Origin of the sequence: Lutibacter sp. (assembly GCF_040883305.1) — a bacterium.
GTDB lineage: Bacteria > Bacteroidota > Bacteroidia > Flavobacteriales > Flavobacteriaceae > Lutibacter.
Genome location: NZ_JBFLKT010000422.1, coordinates 1 through 14,307, shown reverse-complemented (window position 1 = coordinate 14,307; position 14,307 = coordinate 1). Strand labels below are relative to the sequence as shown.

Sequence of the window (14,307 nt, the reverse complement as noted above, 5' to 3'; positions counted from 1 at the left end):
ATTCTCAAAATAAGTAATGTTATGCTCATTATAATATACATCAGGCATAGTCTCCCTTCCAGCATAAAAAGAAATACTAGCAACAAGTAAAAGAACACTTGTTATAGCTACATAATCAGTTAGAAATCCCATTTTATAGCCTCCTTTGCATATCTAGGTGCTCTTGACAAATAGTGGGTTCTAGGCCTATTATTTTAAGTCTAATACAATTTGAGCAATTATTTACTTTAGCCCAATACCATTTAGGAAGATTTGTTTCCATTTTAGAACCTATCAATCAGCTGCTGAGCTGAAATATTTTTTAATTGTCTTCTTCTTGATTTAGTTAAAATAGTTAAGAAGTCTTCTTTTGTCTTTTGAATATCTGCTTCATGTATCAAAAGTCCTTTTTTTATAATTACTTTATTTTTCATTTTATTCCTCTAATATTAATGATGAAGGCACAAATAAATCCTGACCATCTTTAAAACAAATACCATCATAATACTCAGTATAATCATTATTAAATCTGCTAACTCCATCTATTACTCCTTGCTCTGCAAGTTTGGTTGTAACCATCTTTTTAGACTGAACTTTTAATTTATTTTTCTTGCAGTATTGAGTATATCTTTTAAAAAAATCAGTTTTTTTAACTTTTGAATCATAATTAAGCTCACATAAATCCAAAATAAAAGCATTTAAGCTATCTGATTTCCTAATCCATAAACTCATTACTTCCTGAGGAGTATATTTATAGCTAAAATCTTTCTTTTTAAGTAATCTTTCAAGACCATCTAAGGCATAATTCAATAAACCTTCCATTTCTTCTTTAGTTGTTATTTTTTCAATAATATCTACATCACGAATTTTATATTTACCTTTATCTGCTTCATCTTTACTATCATAATCTTTTTTGTTTATAAAAGTATAAGGAAATTCTAATAAAATCCATCTTTCCCAAAAAGCGTCTTTAGTATCTCTAGTAATAGGCAATTCATTCGCTCCAAATATTAATTTAGCATAATTAACAAAAAAAATAGGATTTTTGAACTTTCTAGGAGCAGTTATAGTATCTCTACCAGTCAAAGATTTTAAAACAGAAGTATTTTTTAGCTGCATACTATTTATATCTATGCTTATATTAGCTAATTTTCCAAATAAAGAACTAGTGGAAAAAGAGTCAGGGTTTTCAAAAGTTGTTGGCTGTAAAGAAGTTATGTTTTCTTCTCCTATAAATTTCTTCATTAATTCAGCTAATTTACTCTTACCATTTCTTCCATTACCTAAAAGCATAAAACATCTTTCTATTCTATAATCTCTTAATAAAAGATAACCAAAAATCTCCTGAATTACCTTAACATCTTTAGGCTCAACCAAATCAGCTATAAATTTCTTGATTTTAGGGCAATCTGCCTTAGGATTGTATCTAATTCCTAATTTACTAAAAAAAATCATTGCAGGATCAAAAGGAGATACTTTTCTAGTAAAGATATTTAATAAACCATTTTGAACAGGAACATAATCTAAAACATTACTATTAAAAAATTTCTGCTCATTTATATAATTATCAACTATTATCTTTTCTATAACTAAATTATAAATTTTAGAAGAATACGCCTTTTCCATAATAATTCGGCAAAATTCCATTATATAAGATTTACCATGAGGTTTGTATATTCCATTATCATACATCCATATCTCTTGGTTATCATCATTTCTAATAGCGTAAAATTTATTTACAGAATTTAGCTTATCTACTAACAATTCAGATACATCTTGATTTTTAGTAGTAGATTTAGCCTCATTTGAACTCAATATCTGAAAAATAAGTAATCTTATGCTTTCTAGTTCTTTTTGGCTATAATCAAACTTTTTCTGAGTACTCAATATTTTTAGATCAGGATTTCTAAGTATATCCTCTTCAAAATTATTAGCGTATTTCATATAAAAACTAGTTTCTTTATCTACTATTTTATAATCAAATTCATTTAGTGCTGCTATTTGATTATAATTAAGAGAATATATTATAGAAGTACCATGTTCTGAAACTTTTGGCCTAATTTGTTTTTCAGGAATATATTGAATAAGCCTCAGTTCTTTAGAAGTATATGATAAAATACCATGTAAAAGTTGTGCTTTTTGTGTAGAAATTATATTATCATCAAAAGGACAATGTATTTTTACTCCTACATCATCATGAACAATAAAATCTTTAGTTGTTGCTAAAAAATTAAACTGTAAGTAATCTTGTATTTTTTCGCTTGTTTTCGTTTCCAATGTTATTCCTCCTTTTTTTCAATCTTTTTAGCCAAAATTAGTAACCTATCCCCGGGTTTCCAATTTGCTCCATCTATTATTTGCTTAGGAATTGATATCCTGCAAACTCCATTAAAATCTATGATATCAACATAGAATTTTTCATAGTCAAATTCCATTTTAAATAATTTATTAACATACTTATATATAAATGTTACTAAAAAAAATAAATAAGGTTCATTTGTAGTTCGTGTAGTACATTTTCTTAGCCGTATAGGAATTTTTTTTTTCCTAGGACTTTCCAGAAAACGAGCTACACGACTACTCGTAGGAAAAATGGTGTATAGGTAAACATAAAATATGATACCAGTATAGGTTTTTGTGGGGTAACCCTTATTTCCTATGGAAAAACATAACATTTATATATAAGTAAGTATATGGATTTATTGGATGTGTTAAATAAATGTTTATTCAAAAATCCAATAAGAAAGGTTTTACAGTAGGATCTATTGTAGCTGTAGTAGTTGGTTTGATTATGATCTTAGCTGTTGCGTATCCAATTGTTACTGCAATTATAGCTAATCTAAGTCTAACTGGTACTGATGCTCTAGTAGTAGGATCTATCGGAACTTTACTTTTAGTTGGTGCAATTGTTCTTGTAACAAGATTGTACGGAGCTTAAAGTTAAGCCGAAAACCTTTGCGTAAACTGGAGATTCGCACCTCCAGCCTTTTTTACCATGATAAAAAAAATAATAGCTGCAATAATTCTTTTAACCCTTACTTTTTCTGTTAATGCAATAATGATTCTCCCTACTGGTAATAATTTTACAGAAACAGATACTCTTCAAAGTGTAACTGCAAGAAATGGTAACGTAAGTGCAACTGCTAACTTTACAGGCACTTTATTATATAAAGATAAAGATGTTTTAAGAAATAATGATTTACAATATACTTACTTTAATCGTAGAATGTGGATAGACCAACCTCTCGGATGGTCAGCATATCCAGCTCTCTCAGTAGGAACTGATAATACGGGAGGCGGTTATGAAAGACCAGACATAACTTTCAGACCAAATCCAAATGGTGGAAGCACATATTGGGGCGTTTCAAATGGTGGAGGTGGTTGTTACCCTGATTTTTTAAAATTTGACAGACTTTCTTCGGAAGGTCAAGAAATATGCGGTTTTGATTTTGCTTTGGATTCGTCAGGAAGCATAGACACAAACCAAAATATAGGACTTAGAGAAGATAAAAAAATAATGAGTAGAGAACATGGAGCTTTGTCTTATTGGGTAATATGGGATGGATATGATGGGGAGCTTGTTTATGAAAATGGTATTGATGTTGATATGTTTAAATATAATAATGGAGGTTGGAAAAGAAGGGATATATATTATTTAAGAGCTGTAGGAGATAATGAAGCAGATATGGAATGGGATTCAGATGTTGATATTGAATTTAACGAAGCAGATTTATACTTAGGGGAAACAGAACAAGTATTAATACATTATGATGGAACACAATTAGTTTTCGATACAAGTGGAGCAGGAAATACAACTGCATATTTTAGTAACGATATCTCCGCTACTGGATTTATTACAAGAACGTATGAAACAGATTTAACTGATAAAGAAGCATATATTTTAGTTAAAAATGCACTTTCAAATGAATATAATCCTGATGGAAGTTATAATCACGAAGCTTGGGGAGAATGTTACACTAAACTATCTGAAGAAGATACAACAAAACCTATTTATGCTGAAGAAGTAGTGGAAACTTCCTTTGAAGAATCAAAAGAACTTATTGCAACATTACCTGATGGAACTAAAGACTATAAAACAACATGGGGTAAAAAGAATGAAACAATATCAGTTTTACAAGGATATGAACAAAAGAAAGTAGATGGAGTTAATTTAGATTGTAAACAAGTAATGTTATCCAAATATAACAACTATATAGATTCGTATTTAAATCCTAAGGAAACTCCTAATGGACTTATGATTGATACTGATATTATTTCAGCACAAGCAATATATACTGAATCAAAAACAGTACATCCATCCACTAATTACGCTGATATATTCAAACAAGACATTTCTAAGAAAGAAACTCATTACGCAGTAAAGAATATAGCAGGATCGGATAGATTAGATGTTGAAGAAAGAATTGTAGCACTAGAAGGTGCTATGCAACAAATAATAACAGAAAGTTGTATCCACTACAAAGAATATAGTTGGTGTTTAAAATAAATTAATAAGAAGGTAATTAAAAAATGAATAAATTAATATTAATAGGATTTTTTTTAATGATGTTGCCTATTGTTTTTGCAGCCGACTCTTGTAGAGTAGATGATACTTGTACTTTATATGCTTCGGAGAGTGCTTGTCCATGAATAAAATATTTTTAATCGGATTGTTTTTGATTATTTTACCTGTAGTTTTTGCTGCTGATTCTTGCAGATTAAATTCTGAATGCACTTGGTATGCTGCTGGAAATGCTGCGACAAATAATGTTACAATAACGATTTATGATTTTAATAGTAATATTCTTTATAATAATCAAGAAATGACTTTATTAGCAAATGATATTTATTTTTTTACTTCTAATATTTCTGTAGAAGGTCAAGTAGTAGGAAAAGCTTTTTTTTATAATTCAACAGGACTTCAAGGAACATCAGAGGAAAGTAAAAACATATATACAGAACAATCAGAGGAAGAATTGAATATGATAGCAGAAATTTTAAATCCTTTTTTGATATTCTTAATAGGTGCAATATTGTTATTTATAGGTCTTAAAACAGATGAACGTGATGGATATATTTATCATATCTTTGCTGGAATTTGGTGGATGGGCTCTTCTGGAGCTTTATTCTTTATAGGAACTTGGATAACTGCAATATTTTTTATATTGTTAGGATTTGTAACAACCTTTTCAGGATTATCAAAATTAGGATCAAGATAAAAAATGGATGAATATATAGAACCAATAAGTCAAGTAGAGATAGAAGGCAGATTAATAGAACCTGCTATTCAAGGCAATGATATTAATGGAATTAATAGAAACTTACAACTTGGAAATTTAAGAGAAAGAGAATTATCTCGTTTACAATCATTAGAAGAATTTGCTATGGTTTTGGAGAAAGTTCCAGTATGTATGGGTGGAAATATTTTAGCGAAATGGGCAGAGGATGCTCGTTTTAAAAAACACCATTTTCTTGTTTTAAGTGGAAGTAAAAATGGGTTTGTTCGTACAATGTCTAGGACAAGTATTCAAGAAGCTAGTATGAATAATAATACTGGTGGTATTTTTAAAGGTCTTATGAGGCCTAAAAGGAGAGATTAATAATAATGGTATCAATAATAGAAGTAATAAGTAGTCCACTTTTTTTAGTGGTTTATATGTTTGCAGTTGTTTCAACAATAGTTTTAGGCCTTTCTTTTAAATATGCTATATTTGGAGTTAAAGCTTTTGTCAAAAAAATGTCTGGAAAGTATGGTTTGATGTTTTTAAAAATGCCGGGTGGAGATATTAAATTTCCTCCTTATTTTGTAAATATTGAAAAAACAGAGGTAACTCTTAAATCTAAAGGAGTTACTAAGAAATTTCCATATACTAGAACTGATTTTGATGAAGGAAGATTTTTTAGTTTTCCATATTGTATAAAGGATCATGATGATTGTATTAGATCATATGGTTTATATGGGCAAGTAACTAATTCTGATTTAAAACCTTTATATCATGTTGTCGAAATAGAAGGAAAAAAAATACAAACCGATATTCCTGTTTTAACTAAAGAAAAATCTTCAGGAGTTGTAGACCCTGAATTAATACATGGTATGATTAGTAAAGCTGGTATTTTAGATAATTTAAAAGAATTATTTGATAAAAACAAGATTTTATTATATGTTGTAATGGCTTCAATAGCAGTTAGTGTAATTTCTTTATATGTTGGGTATGAGAATTATTCTATGATACAACAGATGCAGCCAATGATAAATCAAATTGCTTCCAATGTAGCTACTAAAGCCGCTGAAGGAGTAACATCTGGAGCACTAATTCCTGCTCCATAAGGTAAAATAGAATGACAAAAATAGGAAAAGAAAAAAATATTAGTGGTTCAAGGACAATAGTCCTTCAAATTAAAGAAGATGGCAAAAAGCTAGACGAATTAGAATTACCTATGCAGTTTTTATCTGGTAATTTACTTAGTTTAAATGTAACTGCTTTGTATTTACATGAAAAACTAGATGTAGCACATAGAAAGCTTAAAACAACATCTCAACTTATTCAATTTGTAAGAAAACACACCTAAGATGGCAGAACCTATAAAGAAGAATATAATTGCAGTAGATTGGGGTATAAAAGAAGCTCCTAAGTACTTGTGGTTTAATTTAACTGAAAAGCAAGTTACATTCTTAGAATATTATAATAGGGGAAATAATCACCCTAAAATAAGAATGGATTATCAAATTGCATTATATTCTCTTTATGCTTCTGTCAGATATTTTTTTAAGCAGTATTTAGTACAACATAAAAAAGAAGAGGCTATTTCACTTTATGATTCTCTTGCTTTTGATAAAACTATTGATCCTAAAAAATTATTAGTTTTAGATAATGATTTTAGAGAATGGCTATTTGAAGAAGGTCCATTTAGAATTTCAGAGCAAACAGTTCAGTATGAGGATTATATTGATAAAATAGATCACGATAATATATAATGATAACTAATAATATGTTTTTGCTAAAGCAAATACTAAAAAAGGATTTAGATGGTGCTGCTGGGCTTAGAAGCAAAAATAAAGATAGAGTTGTTGCTATAACTGGGGAAGAAGGCTTAGGTAAATCTAATTTAATACTTTCTATGTTTGATTATTGGTATGGTGAGCTTTTAGGATTTGATTTAGAAGATACTTTAATTAAATATTTAGGTTCAAATAAAATTGAATTTATTACTGCATTATATGAGTGTAGCAGTAATGAAAGAAAGTATTATATGGTAGCACATGATGAAGCAGGAAAGGACTTATACTCAAGAAAAGCTATGAGTTCTTTTTCTTCTGATTTAAATGAAAGTTATCAAGTAATTAGAGGTTTAAATCTTTGGACTGGACTTGCTATTCCAAGTATTATGGATTTAGATTCTTTTTTTAGAAAAAGAAGAGTAAGATATATGATTCACTTTATAGGTGAAGGAAAATACGCTTTTTATTCAAAAGCAAAGGTAGCTATGCTTATCCCTGAGCTAAAAAAACAATCTGATAAAAATGCAAGGCCTGATCCTATGAAATGTAAAGATATTCAGCCAGATTTTATTGAAACATTTGCTCCATATAAAGGGCCTCTCCTTAAACCTTACCTCAAAAGAAAAGAAGATAACATGAAAGACTCAGTAAAAGATATGTATGATAAATATGTTACTCAAGAGGCCAGAGAAGGTGCTGGACTTAATGTTCCAGAATATCAGAAAAGAGCTGAAGAAGTATATAAATTAAGGGATAGTAACCTTACTTGGAAGCAAATATCTCAAAAAACAGATATGTCTTTCCTTACTTTAAAAAAAGCATATAATTTTCATAAAAATAAAATTGAAGTACTTGATGCAGTAGGTAAAAGTTCATTTAAAGCATCAAACTAACAGATATGATTAACAGATGTGTTAATCAGTTTTGTAAAGTGTATAGTTATGTCAGTATAAAACCATACTATACGGAATTAAAGTGGCAGAAAATCAAAAAAATTATATAATAAATAGGACTTTACTATGTTTTGAGCTAGTTTTTTACCTATTTGTCCTATTTTTCTTCTTAGAATTAATGTATATTTCTAATTATTACCCTCAATATCTTAAATATAATCCTAATCAAGTACTTAATATAGATGAACCTGTATTAAAAGATTGTAAAGAAGGCTTTTATATCTGTGAAGAAGAGTGGATATATCCTAAGGAACCTTATTTAAAAGTAAAATACCCTATACTATACTGGCTTATTAATAATCAAATAAACATAGCTGTAGTTTATGGCATATATTTTTTATTAACTCAAGGTAAAAAGTTTAAAAGGATTCTTATTAATATATTTAAAAAAGTCAAGGAGTTAAATGATGTCAAATAAATTAGCTTATTATGATCCTCAAAAGGATATTATTGTTAATGCTGCACCCTACACCTATTCATGGTTTCACGAGAAAAGGCACCAAACCCAGTATAAATCTTCTAGATTGCCTGATATTGCTGATACTATTGGAATGTATGTATATACTATTTGTGGTTTTATAAGCCTTATAGGCCTCCCTTTAGGTGCGTTTACTTTAGTTTTTTTAATGAATGGTCTATTCGTAACACCTTACGTTTTATTTTGTATGTTTTTAGAAATAGATGCTTATATATTTGGAACTATTAATTATTTTAAATACAAGAAGGAGAATAAATATGAATGAAAATAAATATGTTTTTGCAGTATATGTTAAGAAGTTGCCTATACCAGAAGCAAAGACTACAAAGGATAAAATTACAAGAAGAGCTTTCTTAGCTATACAAAATACAGTTTTTGATACAGTTTTCAAAAATTTAGGTGGAGAAAAGCCTCCTGGCCATGAAATAGATGGAAGCATATATTTTGAAGCTGATAAAGAAACTTGCATTAAAAATGAAAAAGAGTTTTGGGAAACAGGTACTGTGGATATAATTGATAAGGCCAGGGCTAATATTAGAGCTAAAAGATATCCTAAAGCAGTTAGATCAGGATTAATCAAGTTAGTAGAAAAGAATAAGGATGTAACTGATATGTTTAGATTATTTTGCGGGTACTTCCAAATAGTAATTTCAACAAAGGTAGATACTAAAACTGGTTTCTTTGAAAATAATAAAAATGCAGATTATTTCTTAACCCAGAAAAAATAACCTGAAAAGGACCTTAATAGTGCCTCAAAAGAGTAAAATGTTGCGTGGTTTGGTATAAAATACGAAACATTTAAATATAAGTATGTACATAGTATTAGTATGAACAAGCAAAAAGAAGCAAAAAATAAAAGAGAATACTTAGAACAAGCTGATCCAAAGATTGTTTTAGGTTTGGTGGGCTACTATGAAATGGAGTGAAATTGAGTACTGGAACTCTAGATCATATGGTTCGGCTTACAAAATTAAAAAATTTCAAGTTATGTTAGCTATTATCATAATTTGCACGATTACTCCATTTACTAATTGGATTATTCCTATTGCAGGAAAGAAAGTACCTAGTACTATTATGTATAGGTATTAATTACACTCAAAATTGGTCGTTTGAGAGGGGTTTGCTTGTTTTCTCCTTCGTTTTTCCTCTAAGGTCTGACCAGCCTTTCCCCTCACCTCTTAGAGGAGTTGTAAGGTACCACCTAGTTCTCTGCAGCTCCTCGCTTTTATTATTATGAAAAAAGATACAAAACTTCAAAAGGTTTCTAATGAAATTTTAGGAATAATTAAGAAAAATCAGTTTAATCCTGCTCAAGTTAGATATATCTTTAAGCTGGTAAGACAAAAAGGGGGGTATCAAGTACCTAAAGTACCAAAAGCATTACCTAATTATCTTTCTCCAGCAGAAATATATCAATTATTACAAGTAACAGAAGATTCTTTTGATCATTTACTTATAGAATTTCTTTTAAAGACTGGTTTAAGGATATCAGAAGCAAGAAATATTATGATTCAAGATATAGATTTTAGTATGCAGCAAATAAACGTAAGAAAAGGTAAAAATTCTAAAGATAGAACTGTTACTTTGCATCATTCCTTAGTTAATACTCTTAGAATGTATATTAATGACAGAAAGGGGTACCTTTTTGTTAAAAAAGATGGTTTGAGATATAGTGTTAGAGCTTTACAGTATAGAATTAGTAAAAATATAGAAAAATTGGGATCGAGTAAGAAATTAAATACCCATAGCCTAAGGCACACCTTTGCTACCTATTTAAGGCTTCAAGGAATGCCTTTGCAGGATATTCAAGTAATATTAGGCCATAGTACAATAAAAACAACAGAAATATATGCTAAAATGGTCCAAAGTGTGGAAAGTAGGGAAAAGTTCCAGCAAATAATGGGATTTTAGCTTATTTAAAAAAATTATTTAATTCATTTCCCTGCATAGTTTTTTTTGGCTTTACTTTATCTTTAATATTCATATTACTTTGTCTTAACTTAAATAAAGCTTCTTGTTGCTTTAATTTATTATTTTTAGCCTTTTCTCTCTTTATTTGTTCTTCTATTGAAAACATCTTTTCGGTTTTTTTAGCAAATGTCTTAAACCCACTAATAACCTTTTCCTTTTTAGTAGGTGCCTTAGCTTTTAAAGAAGCTATTGATCCTCCTTTAAGTCTATTTTTTCTAGCACTTACATATTTTTTATTATTCATCATAATCACCTTAAAATTATTTTAATTTTCTTTTTTATATCCCGTATCATTTTGTCGGTTGCTAGTTCCATTTCTTTGTTGTAACTACCTATATCTTTGGCTTTTTTAACCTTTTTCATATACCTTTGTCTATTATTTTTCTTCATCTTGAAAATATTTTTGAAAATATTACTGCTGTAATAAATCCTAATATGATTATTATATAGGGAATTATGCTATCAGTACCCTCGAAATTTGCTATCGCCATTATTGAGAAAGGCATAGCAGTAAGTATAATAGATGCTAAAAAATCTTGAGTTATTACAAAGAATACTACAAGTATAACTATTGCAGCAAGGCCTAGTATTACCCAAGCATTTCCAAAGGAACTAAGCATAGCACTAAATATTGTATTTAACATATTGCTCATAGTTGTCTATTCCCCACAAATTCTATTATAGCTAAAAAGTACATAATTGCTAAAGGTGCAGCAATCATAAGCTTTACTATTGCTGTCATCTGTAAAGATACAATTACTGCCAATATAGGTAAAGGTGTAAGTAAACTTACTGCACTTACTAATAGTTTAAATACGTCAAAGAATCCTGCTCCTGCATCGGAACCCTCATTTGCTCTTGTAAGTTCATCTAAAGCAGTATTTGCTTCTCCAGTATAAACTGATCCTACTTCAAGTGTTTCATTATCAACACTCAAAAACGTATTTATAACAGGAGTATAGCCAACTATATTTAAGTTTGCTTCTGCTATAAATATCATAACCATAATATTTATACATACTGTTAATAATATAATAAATTTTCCATTCATATTTGGGACCTCGAAATTATAACTGCTACTGCAAGTACAAAGAATAAGCCTATTATTCCTAAATAAGTTATTGGTAAAAATAGCCATGCAAAGAATAGTCCAAATAACATAATAGGAAATATAATAAAAACATTACGCATAAATGGAACTGCAGCTAATATAATGCTTGTAGCAATCCAAGCAAATAACCACATAACCACTCTTTGTCCATCTGAGTATTGTTCTTCTACTAAATCTCTTATTCCATAAAGATTATCTACTCTATCTCTCTCACCTAAGACTAATAGCTTTTTCGCAAGGCAATACTCACTATAACCATCTTTTTTGAAACAAAAAATAAATTCTATTGTAGAATTAATTTTGTTTGATAAATCTAAAGATAGTGTAAGTAATTCCCCTCCAGTATTCGTGCTTGTATTTACATACGTTTGAATAAGACTTCCTGAGCTATTATATTCTCTTATAATAAATCTGGAGGCATATAAACTACTTAATTCATTATCAGGACTACTGACACTCCAATTAAAAATATAGCTTCTATTGTATATTAAAACCCCTTTACCAGGATCATAAGAGTACAATATCCGATTAAGTTCATTATCGAAATCTGTTTGAATTTCATCTTGTAATGAAAAAGTATAAGATGTAGTAAGAGGATTATTTACAACAAAACTTCTTGTAGCGTAGTTATCTTTAGAAATCTCAAAAAAGTGTCTTTTCTCTATATCTAAAGGTGCCGTTATACTTCCAGTAATATCTGTTAGTTGATCTTCTATCTTTGTTTTAGTTCCATTAATATAAACAAATATCTGAATCCTTGCGGAATCAATATCATAACCTCTTGAATCAACTATTCGTATAGTAACATCTTGAACATTTATATTTGTAGTAGGCTGCAAATAAATATTAAGCTGACTTGAAAAGCCTTGACTCGTATCAAATCTCAAAACTCTACTCTCATATCCTGTTGTGTTGAAAACAAGCCTATATATATCAGTCTCATTTATTCCAGTTATAATTCCAGTACCATTTATCAAAGTAAAATTCCTTTCAGTAGAATTATCTTGAATCAAAACATCTATATCTTGCTCTATCTTATCAAGAGTTATCTCATTAAAAACAGTTATATCTAAAGATTGAGGTACTAAAGTTATATTCTGTGTAAGATTATCGTCAGTTAAAGTTATTTCTGCACTCTTATAAAGACTATTTTGCTGACAAAAAAAGGTTAAATTTGTTACAAGATACGTTGAAACATTAAAAGAAGATCCATTATATTCATCATCATTATATATACAGGCCATACTTGTTAAATTGCCCATATCATTATATATTTTAACTTCTTTATTTACTAAACTTGGAAGCTCTGCAATTAAATTAGTTGAAGTATTATAATCAGTATAGTTAATCTCAAAATAACCAGCTTTAGAAATAGATATATTAACAAGAGTAGTATAATTTATAGGCGTAATTAATTGACCATCTGTAACATTATAAATAGTCCCATTTAGATCTACATCAAACTCATTAATTATAAAAGTATCATATTTATCTTTTGCAGTTATAGTAAAGTTATCATAACTAACAAAGGGATAGGTAATACCTGTTCCTCCATTCAATAAATCAGTCCTGTCTTGGTTTGTTAATGCTTTAGCAAAATATGTTAATTCATCTACCTTTATATCTCCATACCTTTGAGCATTAGAATCAGGTCTTTTTGCTATGAACGAACTAACTCCCGAAAAATCTGTTACAGACACTCCTCCTGCTGAAGTAACTAAAACATTATTTACATATAAATATGCATTAGACCCATTTACAACAATAGTAACCATTTTCTTTTGTCCAGCAGGAATATAATTTTCATTACCATTTAATTCTACTGCTCCTGTTGCACTATTACCAGTTGGTCGTATAAGTAACTCTAATCTATTTGTTGCACCATTCCTATGGTCATATGATAAGTATATTAAAGACTTAGTTGAATCTAATCTTCCAAGAGATACAAAAGAATTTATATCAGCGTGGTCTGTATTTGCAATATAATTATCAACTTCAATCCAAAAATTTATACTTGCTACACTTGTTGTTCCTATATCTGTACCTAAGCTTGTAGGTAATACTAAATAATCATTAACTCCATCAAAATCTATAGCTTCATCTATGATTCCCGCACTTCCAGTAGTAAAAACTGCTCCTGTAACAGTACCATCATTTGTATCATGACTATCTGATGCGTTAGTATCAAGTGTATAATGAGAAATTAAATCTGTAGTAGTAATTGCACTTGCAAAACTACTTAAAAGAAATAACATTAATAAAAAAGTAGATAATTTTTCAAACTTCATCCAAACGCACCTCCAGAAACCATAGTCATAACTAAAATAATAAGACTAAGCAGAATAAACATAAACCACATAATAGGGCCCAAGCCAACTAAAATAAGTCTTCCAAAAATAGAATCAGAAGGAGCAGAATCTAACGCAGTTTCTTTTGAACTATCAATTAAAGGAGATAACCAAGCTAAAATAAATCCAGATACAATAATTACAATCATTATATATACAACTTGTCCTAATTGAGCTTTAGTATTCATAGTTTTATTCTTTTAAATCTTTGTTTAAGTAAACCTTTAGCAGTAATCCCTCTAATCTCACCTAAAGTATCAATTCTAAAGCTATTCTTTTCTATGTAAGACCCCTTTTTCTTTCTAAATTTACTATCTGGAGTAAAAGGTACGTTAATTGGTTTTCCTGCCTTTTTAGTGCTTTTCTGTAGCTTAAACTGAGCTGCAGAACTGTTATCAGTAATAAATTTACCAAAGTTTAAAGCATTCTGTCTAGTCAGAGGATTTGTATTTAATTTTTTGAATTTT

At 29.2% G+C, this 14,307-nt stretch carries 21 protein-coding genes; 12 read left to right on the top strand and 9 right to left on the bottom strand.

Features of this window, described 5'->3' with window-relative positions; all coding sequences use genetic code 11:
* Window positions 1-263: 263 nt before the first annotated feature.
* From AB1Z17_RS13710 to AB1Z17_RS13700, 3 genes are read right to left on the bottom strand one after another with little or no spacing between them, the layout of a single operon-like run.
* On the bottom strand, window positions 264-413 hold the full coding sequence (locus AB1Z17_RS13710) for a hypothetical protein (RefSeq protein ID WP_368052334.1): 150 nt from the start codon (window positions 411-413) through the stop codon (window positions 264-266).
* 1 nt (window position 414) lies between these two features.
* Window positions 415-2,256 carry a phage/plasmid primase, P4 family gene (locus AB1Z17_RS13705; protein ID WP_368052333.1) on the bottom strand — a complete coding sequence of 614 codons (1,842 nt, stop codon included), beginning with the start codon at window positions 2,254-2,256 and terminating at the stop codon, window positions 415-417.
* 2 nt (window positions 2,257-2,258) lie between these two features.
* Window positions 2,259-2,414 (bottom strand): hypothetical protein, encoded by a 156-nt coding sequence (locus tag AB1Z17_RS13700; protein WP_368052332.1) that lies wholly within the window; start codon window positions 2,412-2,414, stop codon window positions 2,259-2,261.
* Between the two features lie 356 nt (window positions 2,415-2,770).
* Here AB1Z17_RS13700 and AB1Z17_RS13695 point away from each other — a divergent pair, with 356 nt between their 5' ends.
* From AB1Z17_RS13695 to AB1Z17_RS13640, 12 genes are all read left to right on the top strand, one after another.
* Entirely contained in the window at window positions 2,771-2,917 is a 147-nt protein-coding gene (locus tag AB1Z17_RS13695; RefSeq protein ID WP_368052331.1) for a hypothetical protein, read from the top strand.
* A gap of 57 nt (window positions 2,918-2,974) precedes the next feature.
* Window positions 2,975-4,486, top strand: coding sequence for a hypothetical protein (locus tag AB1Z17_RS13690; RefSeq protein ID WP_368052330.1), 1,512 nt, complete (start codon window positions 2,975-2,977; stop codon window positions 4,484-4,486).
* Window positions 4,487-4,625: 139 nt separating this feature from the next.
* The gene (locus AB1Z17_RS13685; protein WP_368052329.1) at window positions 4,626-5,198 is read left to right on the top strand and encodes a hypothetical protein; all 573 of its coding nucleotides are present in this window, start codon (window positions 4,626-4,628) and stop codon (window positions 5,196-5,198) included.
* A gap of 3 nt (window positions 5,199-5,201) precedes the next feature.
* Complete coding sequence (locus AB1Z17_RS13680; protein WP_368052328.1) at window positions 5,202-5,579, top strand: hypothetical protein; 378 nt, start codon at window positions 5,202-5,204, stop codon at window positions 5,577-5,579.
* A gap of 5 nt (window positions 5,580-5,584) precedes the next feature.
* Window positions 5,585-6,307 carry a hypothetical protein gene (locus tag AB1Z17_RS13675; protein ID WP_368052327.1) on the top strand — a complete coding sequence of 241 codons (723 nt, stop codon included), beginning with the start codon at window positions 5,585-5,587 and terminating at the stop codon, window positions 6,305-6,307.
* Window positions 6,308-6,318: 11 nt separating this feature from the next.
* Entirely contained in the window at window positions 6,319-6,549 is a 231-nt protein-coding gene (locus AB1Z17_RS13670) for a hypothetical protein (RefSeq protein ID WP_368052326.1), read from the top strand.
* Window position 6,550: 1 nt separating this feature from the next.
* Entirely contained in the window at window positions 6,551-6,955 is a 405-nt protein-coding gene (locus AB1Z17_RS13665) for a hypothetical protein (RefSeq protein WP_368052325.1), read from the top strand.
* Window positions 6,956-6,975: 20 nt separating this feature from the next.
* Complete coding sequence (locus AB1Z17_RS13660) at window positions 6,976-7,872, top strand: hypothetical protein (protein ID WP_368052324.1); 897 nt, start codon at window positions 6,976-6,978, stop codon at window positions 7,870-7,872.
* An 82-nt stretch (window positions 7,873-7,954) separates the two neighbouring features.
* Window positions 7,955-8,350, top strand: a complete 396-nt coding sequence (locus tag AB1Z17_RS13655) for a hypothetical protein (protein ID WP_368052323.1) — start codon at window positions 7,955-7,957, stop codon at window positions 8,348-8,350.
* Window positions 8,337-8,675: a hypothetical protein gene (locus tag AB1Z17_RS13650; RefSeq protein ID WP_368052322.1), complete on the top strand. Its 339-nt coding sequence runs from the start codon at window positions 8,337-8,339 to the stop codon at window positions 8,673-8,675. Before AB1Z17_RS13655 ends, AB1Z17_RS13650 begins: the two co-directional genes overlap by 14 nt.
* Window positions 8,668-9,138, top strand: coding sequence for a hypothetical protein (locus AB1Z17_RS13645; protein WP_368052321.1), 471 nt, complete (start codon window positions 8,668-8,670; stop codon window positions 9,136-9,138). Before AB1Z17_RS13650 ends, AB1Z17_RS13645 begins: the two co-directional genes overlap by 8 nt.
* 505 nt (window positions 9,139-9,643) lie before the next feature.
* Window positions 9,644-10,321 carry a tyrosine-type recombinase/integrase gene (locus AB1Z17_RS13640; protein WP_368052320.1) on the top strand — a complete coding sequence of 226 codons (678 nt, stop codon included), beginning with the start codon at window positions 9,644-9,646 and terminating at the stop codon, window positions 10,319-10,321.
* Between the two features lies 1 nt (window position 10,322).
* On the opposite strand, the gene AB1Z17_RS13635 is transcribed toward AB1Z17_RS13640, so the two are convergent.
* The 6 genes from AB1Z17_RS13635 to AB1Z17_RS13610 all read right to left on the bottom strand — a co-directional run.
* Window positions 10,323-10,625: a hypothetical protein gene (locus tag AB1Z17_RS13635; protein WP_368052319.1), complete on the bottom strand. Its 303-nt coding sequence runs from the start codon at window positions 10,623-10,625 to the stop codon at window positions 10,323-10,325.
* Window positions 10,626-10,767: 142 nt separating this feature from the next.
* On the bottom strand, window positions 10,768-11,001 hold the full coding sequence (locus AB1Z17_RS13630) for a hypothetical protein (RefSeq protein WP_368052318.1): 234 nt from the start codon (window positions 10,999-11,001) through the stop codon (window positions 10,768-10,770).
* 29 nt (window positions 11,002-11,030) lie between these two features.
* Window positions 11,031-11,381, bottom strand: a complete 351-nt coding sequence (locus AB1Z17_RS13625; RefSeq protein WP_368052317.1) for a hypothetical protein — start codon at window positions 11,379-11,381, stop codon at window positions 11,031-11,033.
* A gap of 47 nt (window positions 11,382-11,428) precedes the next feature.
* Window positions 11,429-13,780, bottom strand: a complete 2,352-nt coding sequence (locus AB1Z17_RS13620) for a hypothetical protein (RefSeq protein WP_368052316.1) — start codon at window positions 13,778-13,780, stop codon at window positions 11,429-11,431.
* On the bottom strand, window positions 13,777-14,028 hold the full coding sequence (locus AB1Z17_RS13615) for a hypothetical protein (RefSeq protein ID WP_368052315.1): 252 nt from the start codon (window positions 14,026-14,028) through the stop codon (window positions 13,777-13,779). Before AB1Z17_RS13615 ends, AB1Z17_RS13620 begins: the two co-directional genes overlap by 4 nt.
* Window positions 14,025-14,307: hypothetical protein (locus tag AB1Z17_RS13610; RefSeq protein ID WP_368052314.1), on the bottom strand; the 283-nt coding region annotated here is incomplete at its 5' end. The genes AB1Z17_RS13615 and AB1Z17_RS13610, both read right to left, overlap by 4 nt.

Coding starts and splice junctions, on each gene's coding strand:
- AB1Z17_RS13670 (WP_368052326.1), top strand. CDS start 6,319: ATGACAAAAATAGGAAAAGAAAAAAATATTAGTGGTTCAAGGACAATA.
- AB1Z17_RS13680 (WP_368052328.1), top strand. CDS start 5,202: ATGGATGAATATATAGAACCAATAAGTCAAGTAGAGATAGAAGGCAGA.
- AB1Z17_RS13665 (WP_368052325.1), top strand. CDS start 6,551: ATGGCAGAACCTATAAAGAAGAATATAATTGCAGTAGATTGGGGTATA.
- AB1Z17_RS13690 (WP_368052330.1), top strand. CDS start 2,975: ATGATAAAAAAAATAATAGCTGCAATAATTCTTTTAACCCTTACTTTT.
- AB1Z17_RS13700 (WP_368052332.1), bottom strand. CDS start 2,414: ATGGAATTTGACTATGAAAAATTCTATGTTGATATCATAGATTTTAAT.
- AB1Z17_RS13625 (WP_368052317.1), bottom strand. CDS start 11,381: ATGATATTTATAGCAGAAGCAAACTTAAATATAGTTGGCTATACTCCT.
- AB1Z17_RS13645 (WP_368052321.1), top strand. CDS start 8,668: ATGAATGAAAATAAATATGTTTTTGCAGTATATGTTAAGAAGTTGCCT.
- AB1Z17_RS13710 (WP_368052334.1), bottom strand. CDS start 413: ATGAAAAATAAAGTAATTATAAAAAAAGGACTTTTGATACATGAAGCA.
- AB1Z17_RS13635 (WP_368052319.1), bottom strand. CDS start 10,625: ATGAATAATAAAAAATATGTAAGTGCTAGAAAAAATAGACTTAAAGGA.
- AB1Z17_RS13630 (WP_368052318.1), bottom strand. CDS start 11,001: ATGCTTAGTTCCTTTGGAAATGCTTGGGTAATACTAGGCCTTGCTGCA.
- AB1Z17_RS13620 (WP_368052316.1), bottom strand. CDS start 13,780: ATGAAGTTTGAAAAATTATCTACTTTTTTATTAATGTTATTTCTTTTA.
- AB1Z17_RS13615 (WP_368052315.1), bottom strand. CDS start 14,028: ATGAATACTAAAGCTCAATTAGGACAAGTTGTATATATAATGATTGTA.
- AB1Z17_RS13675 (WP_368052327.1), top strand. CDS start 5,585: ATGGTATCAATAATAGAAGTAATAAGTAGTCCACTTTTTTTAGTGGTT.
- AB1Z17_RS13640 (WP_368052320.1), top strand. CDS start 9,644: ATGAAAAAAGATACAAAACTTCAAAAGGTTTCTAATGAAATTTTAGGA.
- AB1Z17_RS13650 (WP_368052322.1), top strand. CDS start 8,337: ATGATGTCAAATAAATTAGCTTATTATGATCCTCAAAAGGATATTATT.
- AB1Z17_RS13695 (WP_368052331.1), top strand. CDS start 2,771: ATGATCTTAGCTGTTGCGTATCCAATTGTTACTGCAATTATAGCTAAT.
- AB1Z17_RS13685 (WP_368052329.1), top strand. CDS start 4,626: ATGAATAAAATATTTTTAATCGGATTGTTTTTGATTATTTTACCTGTA.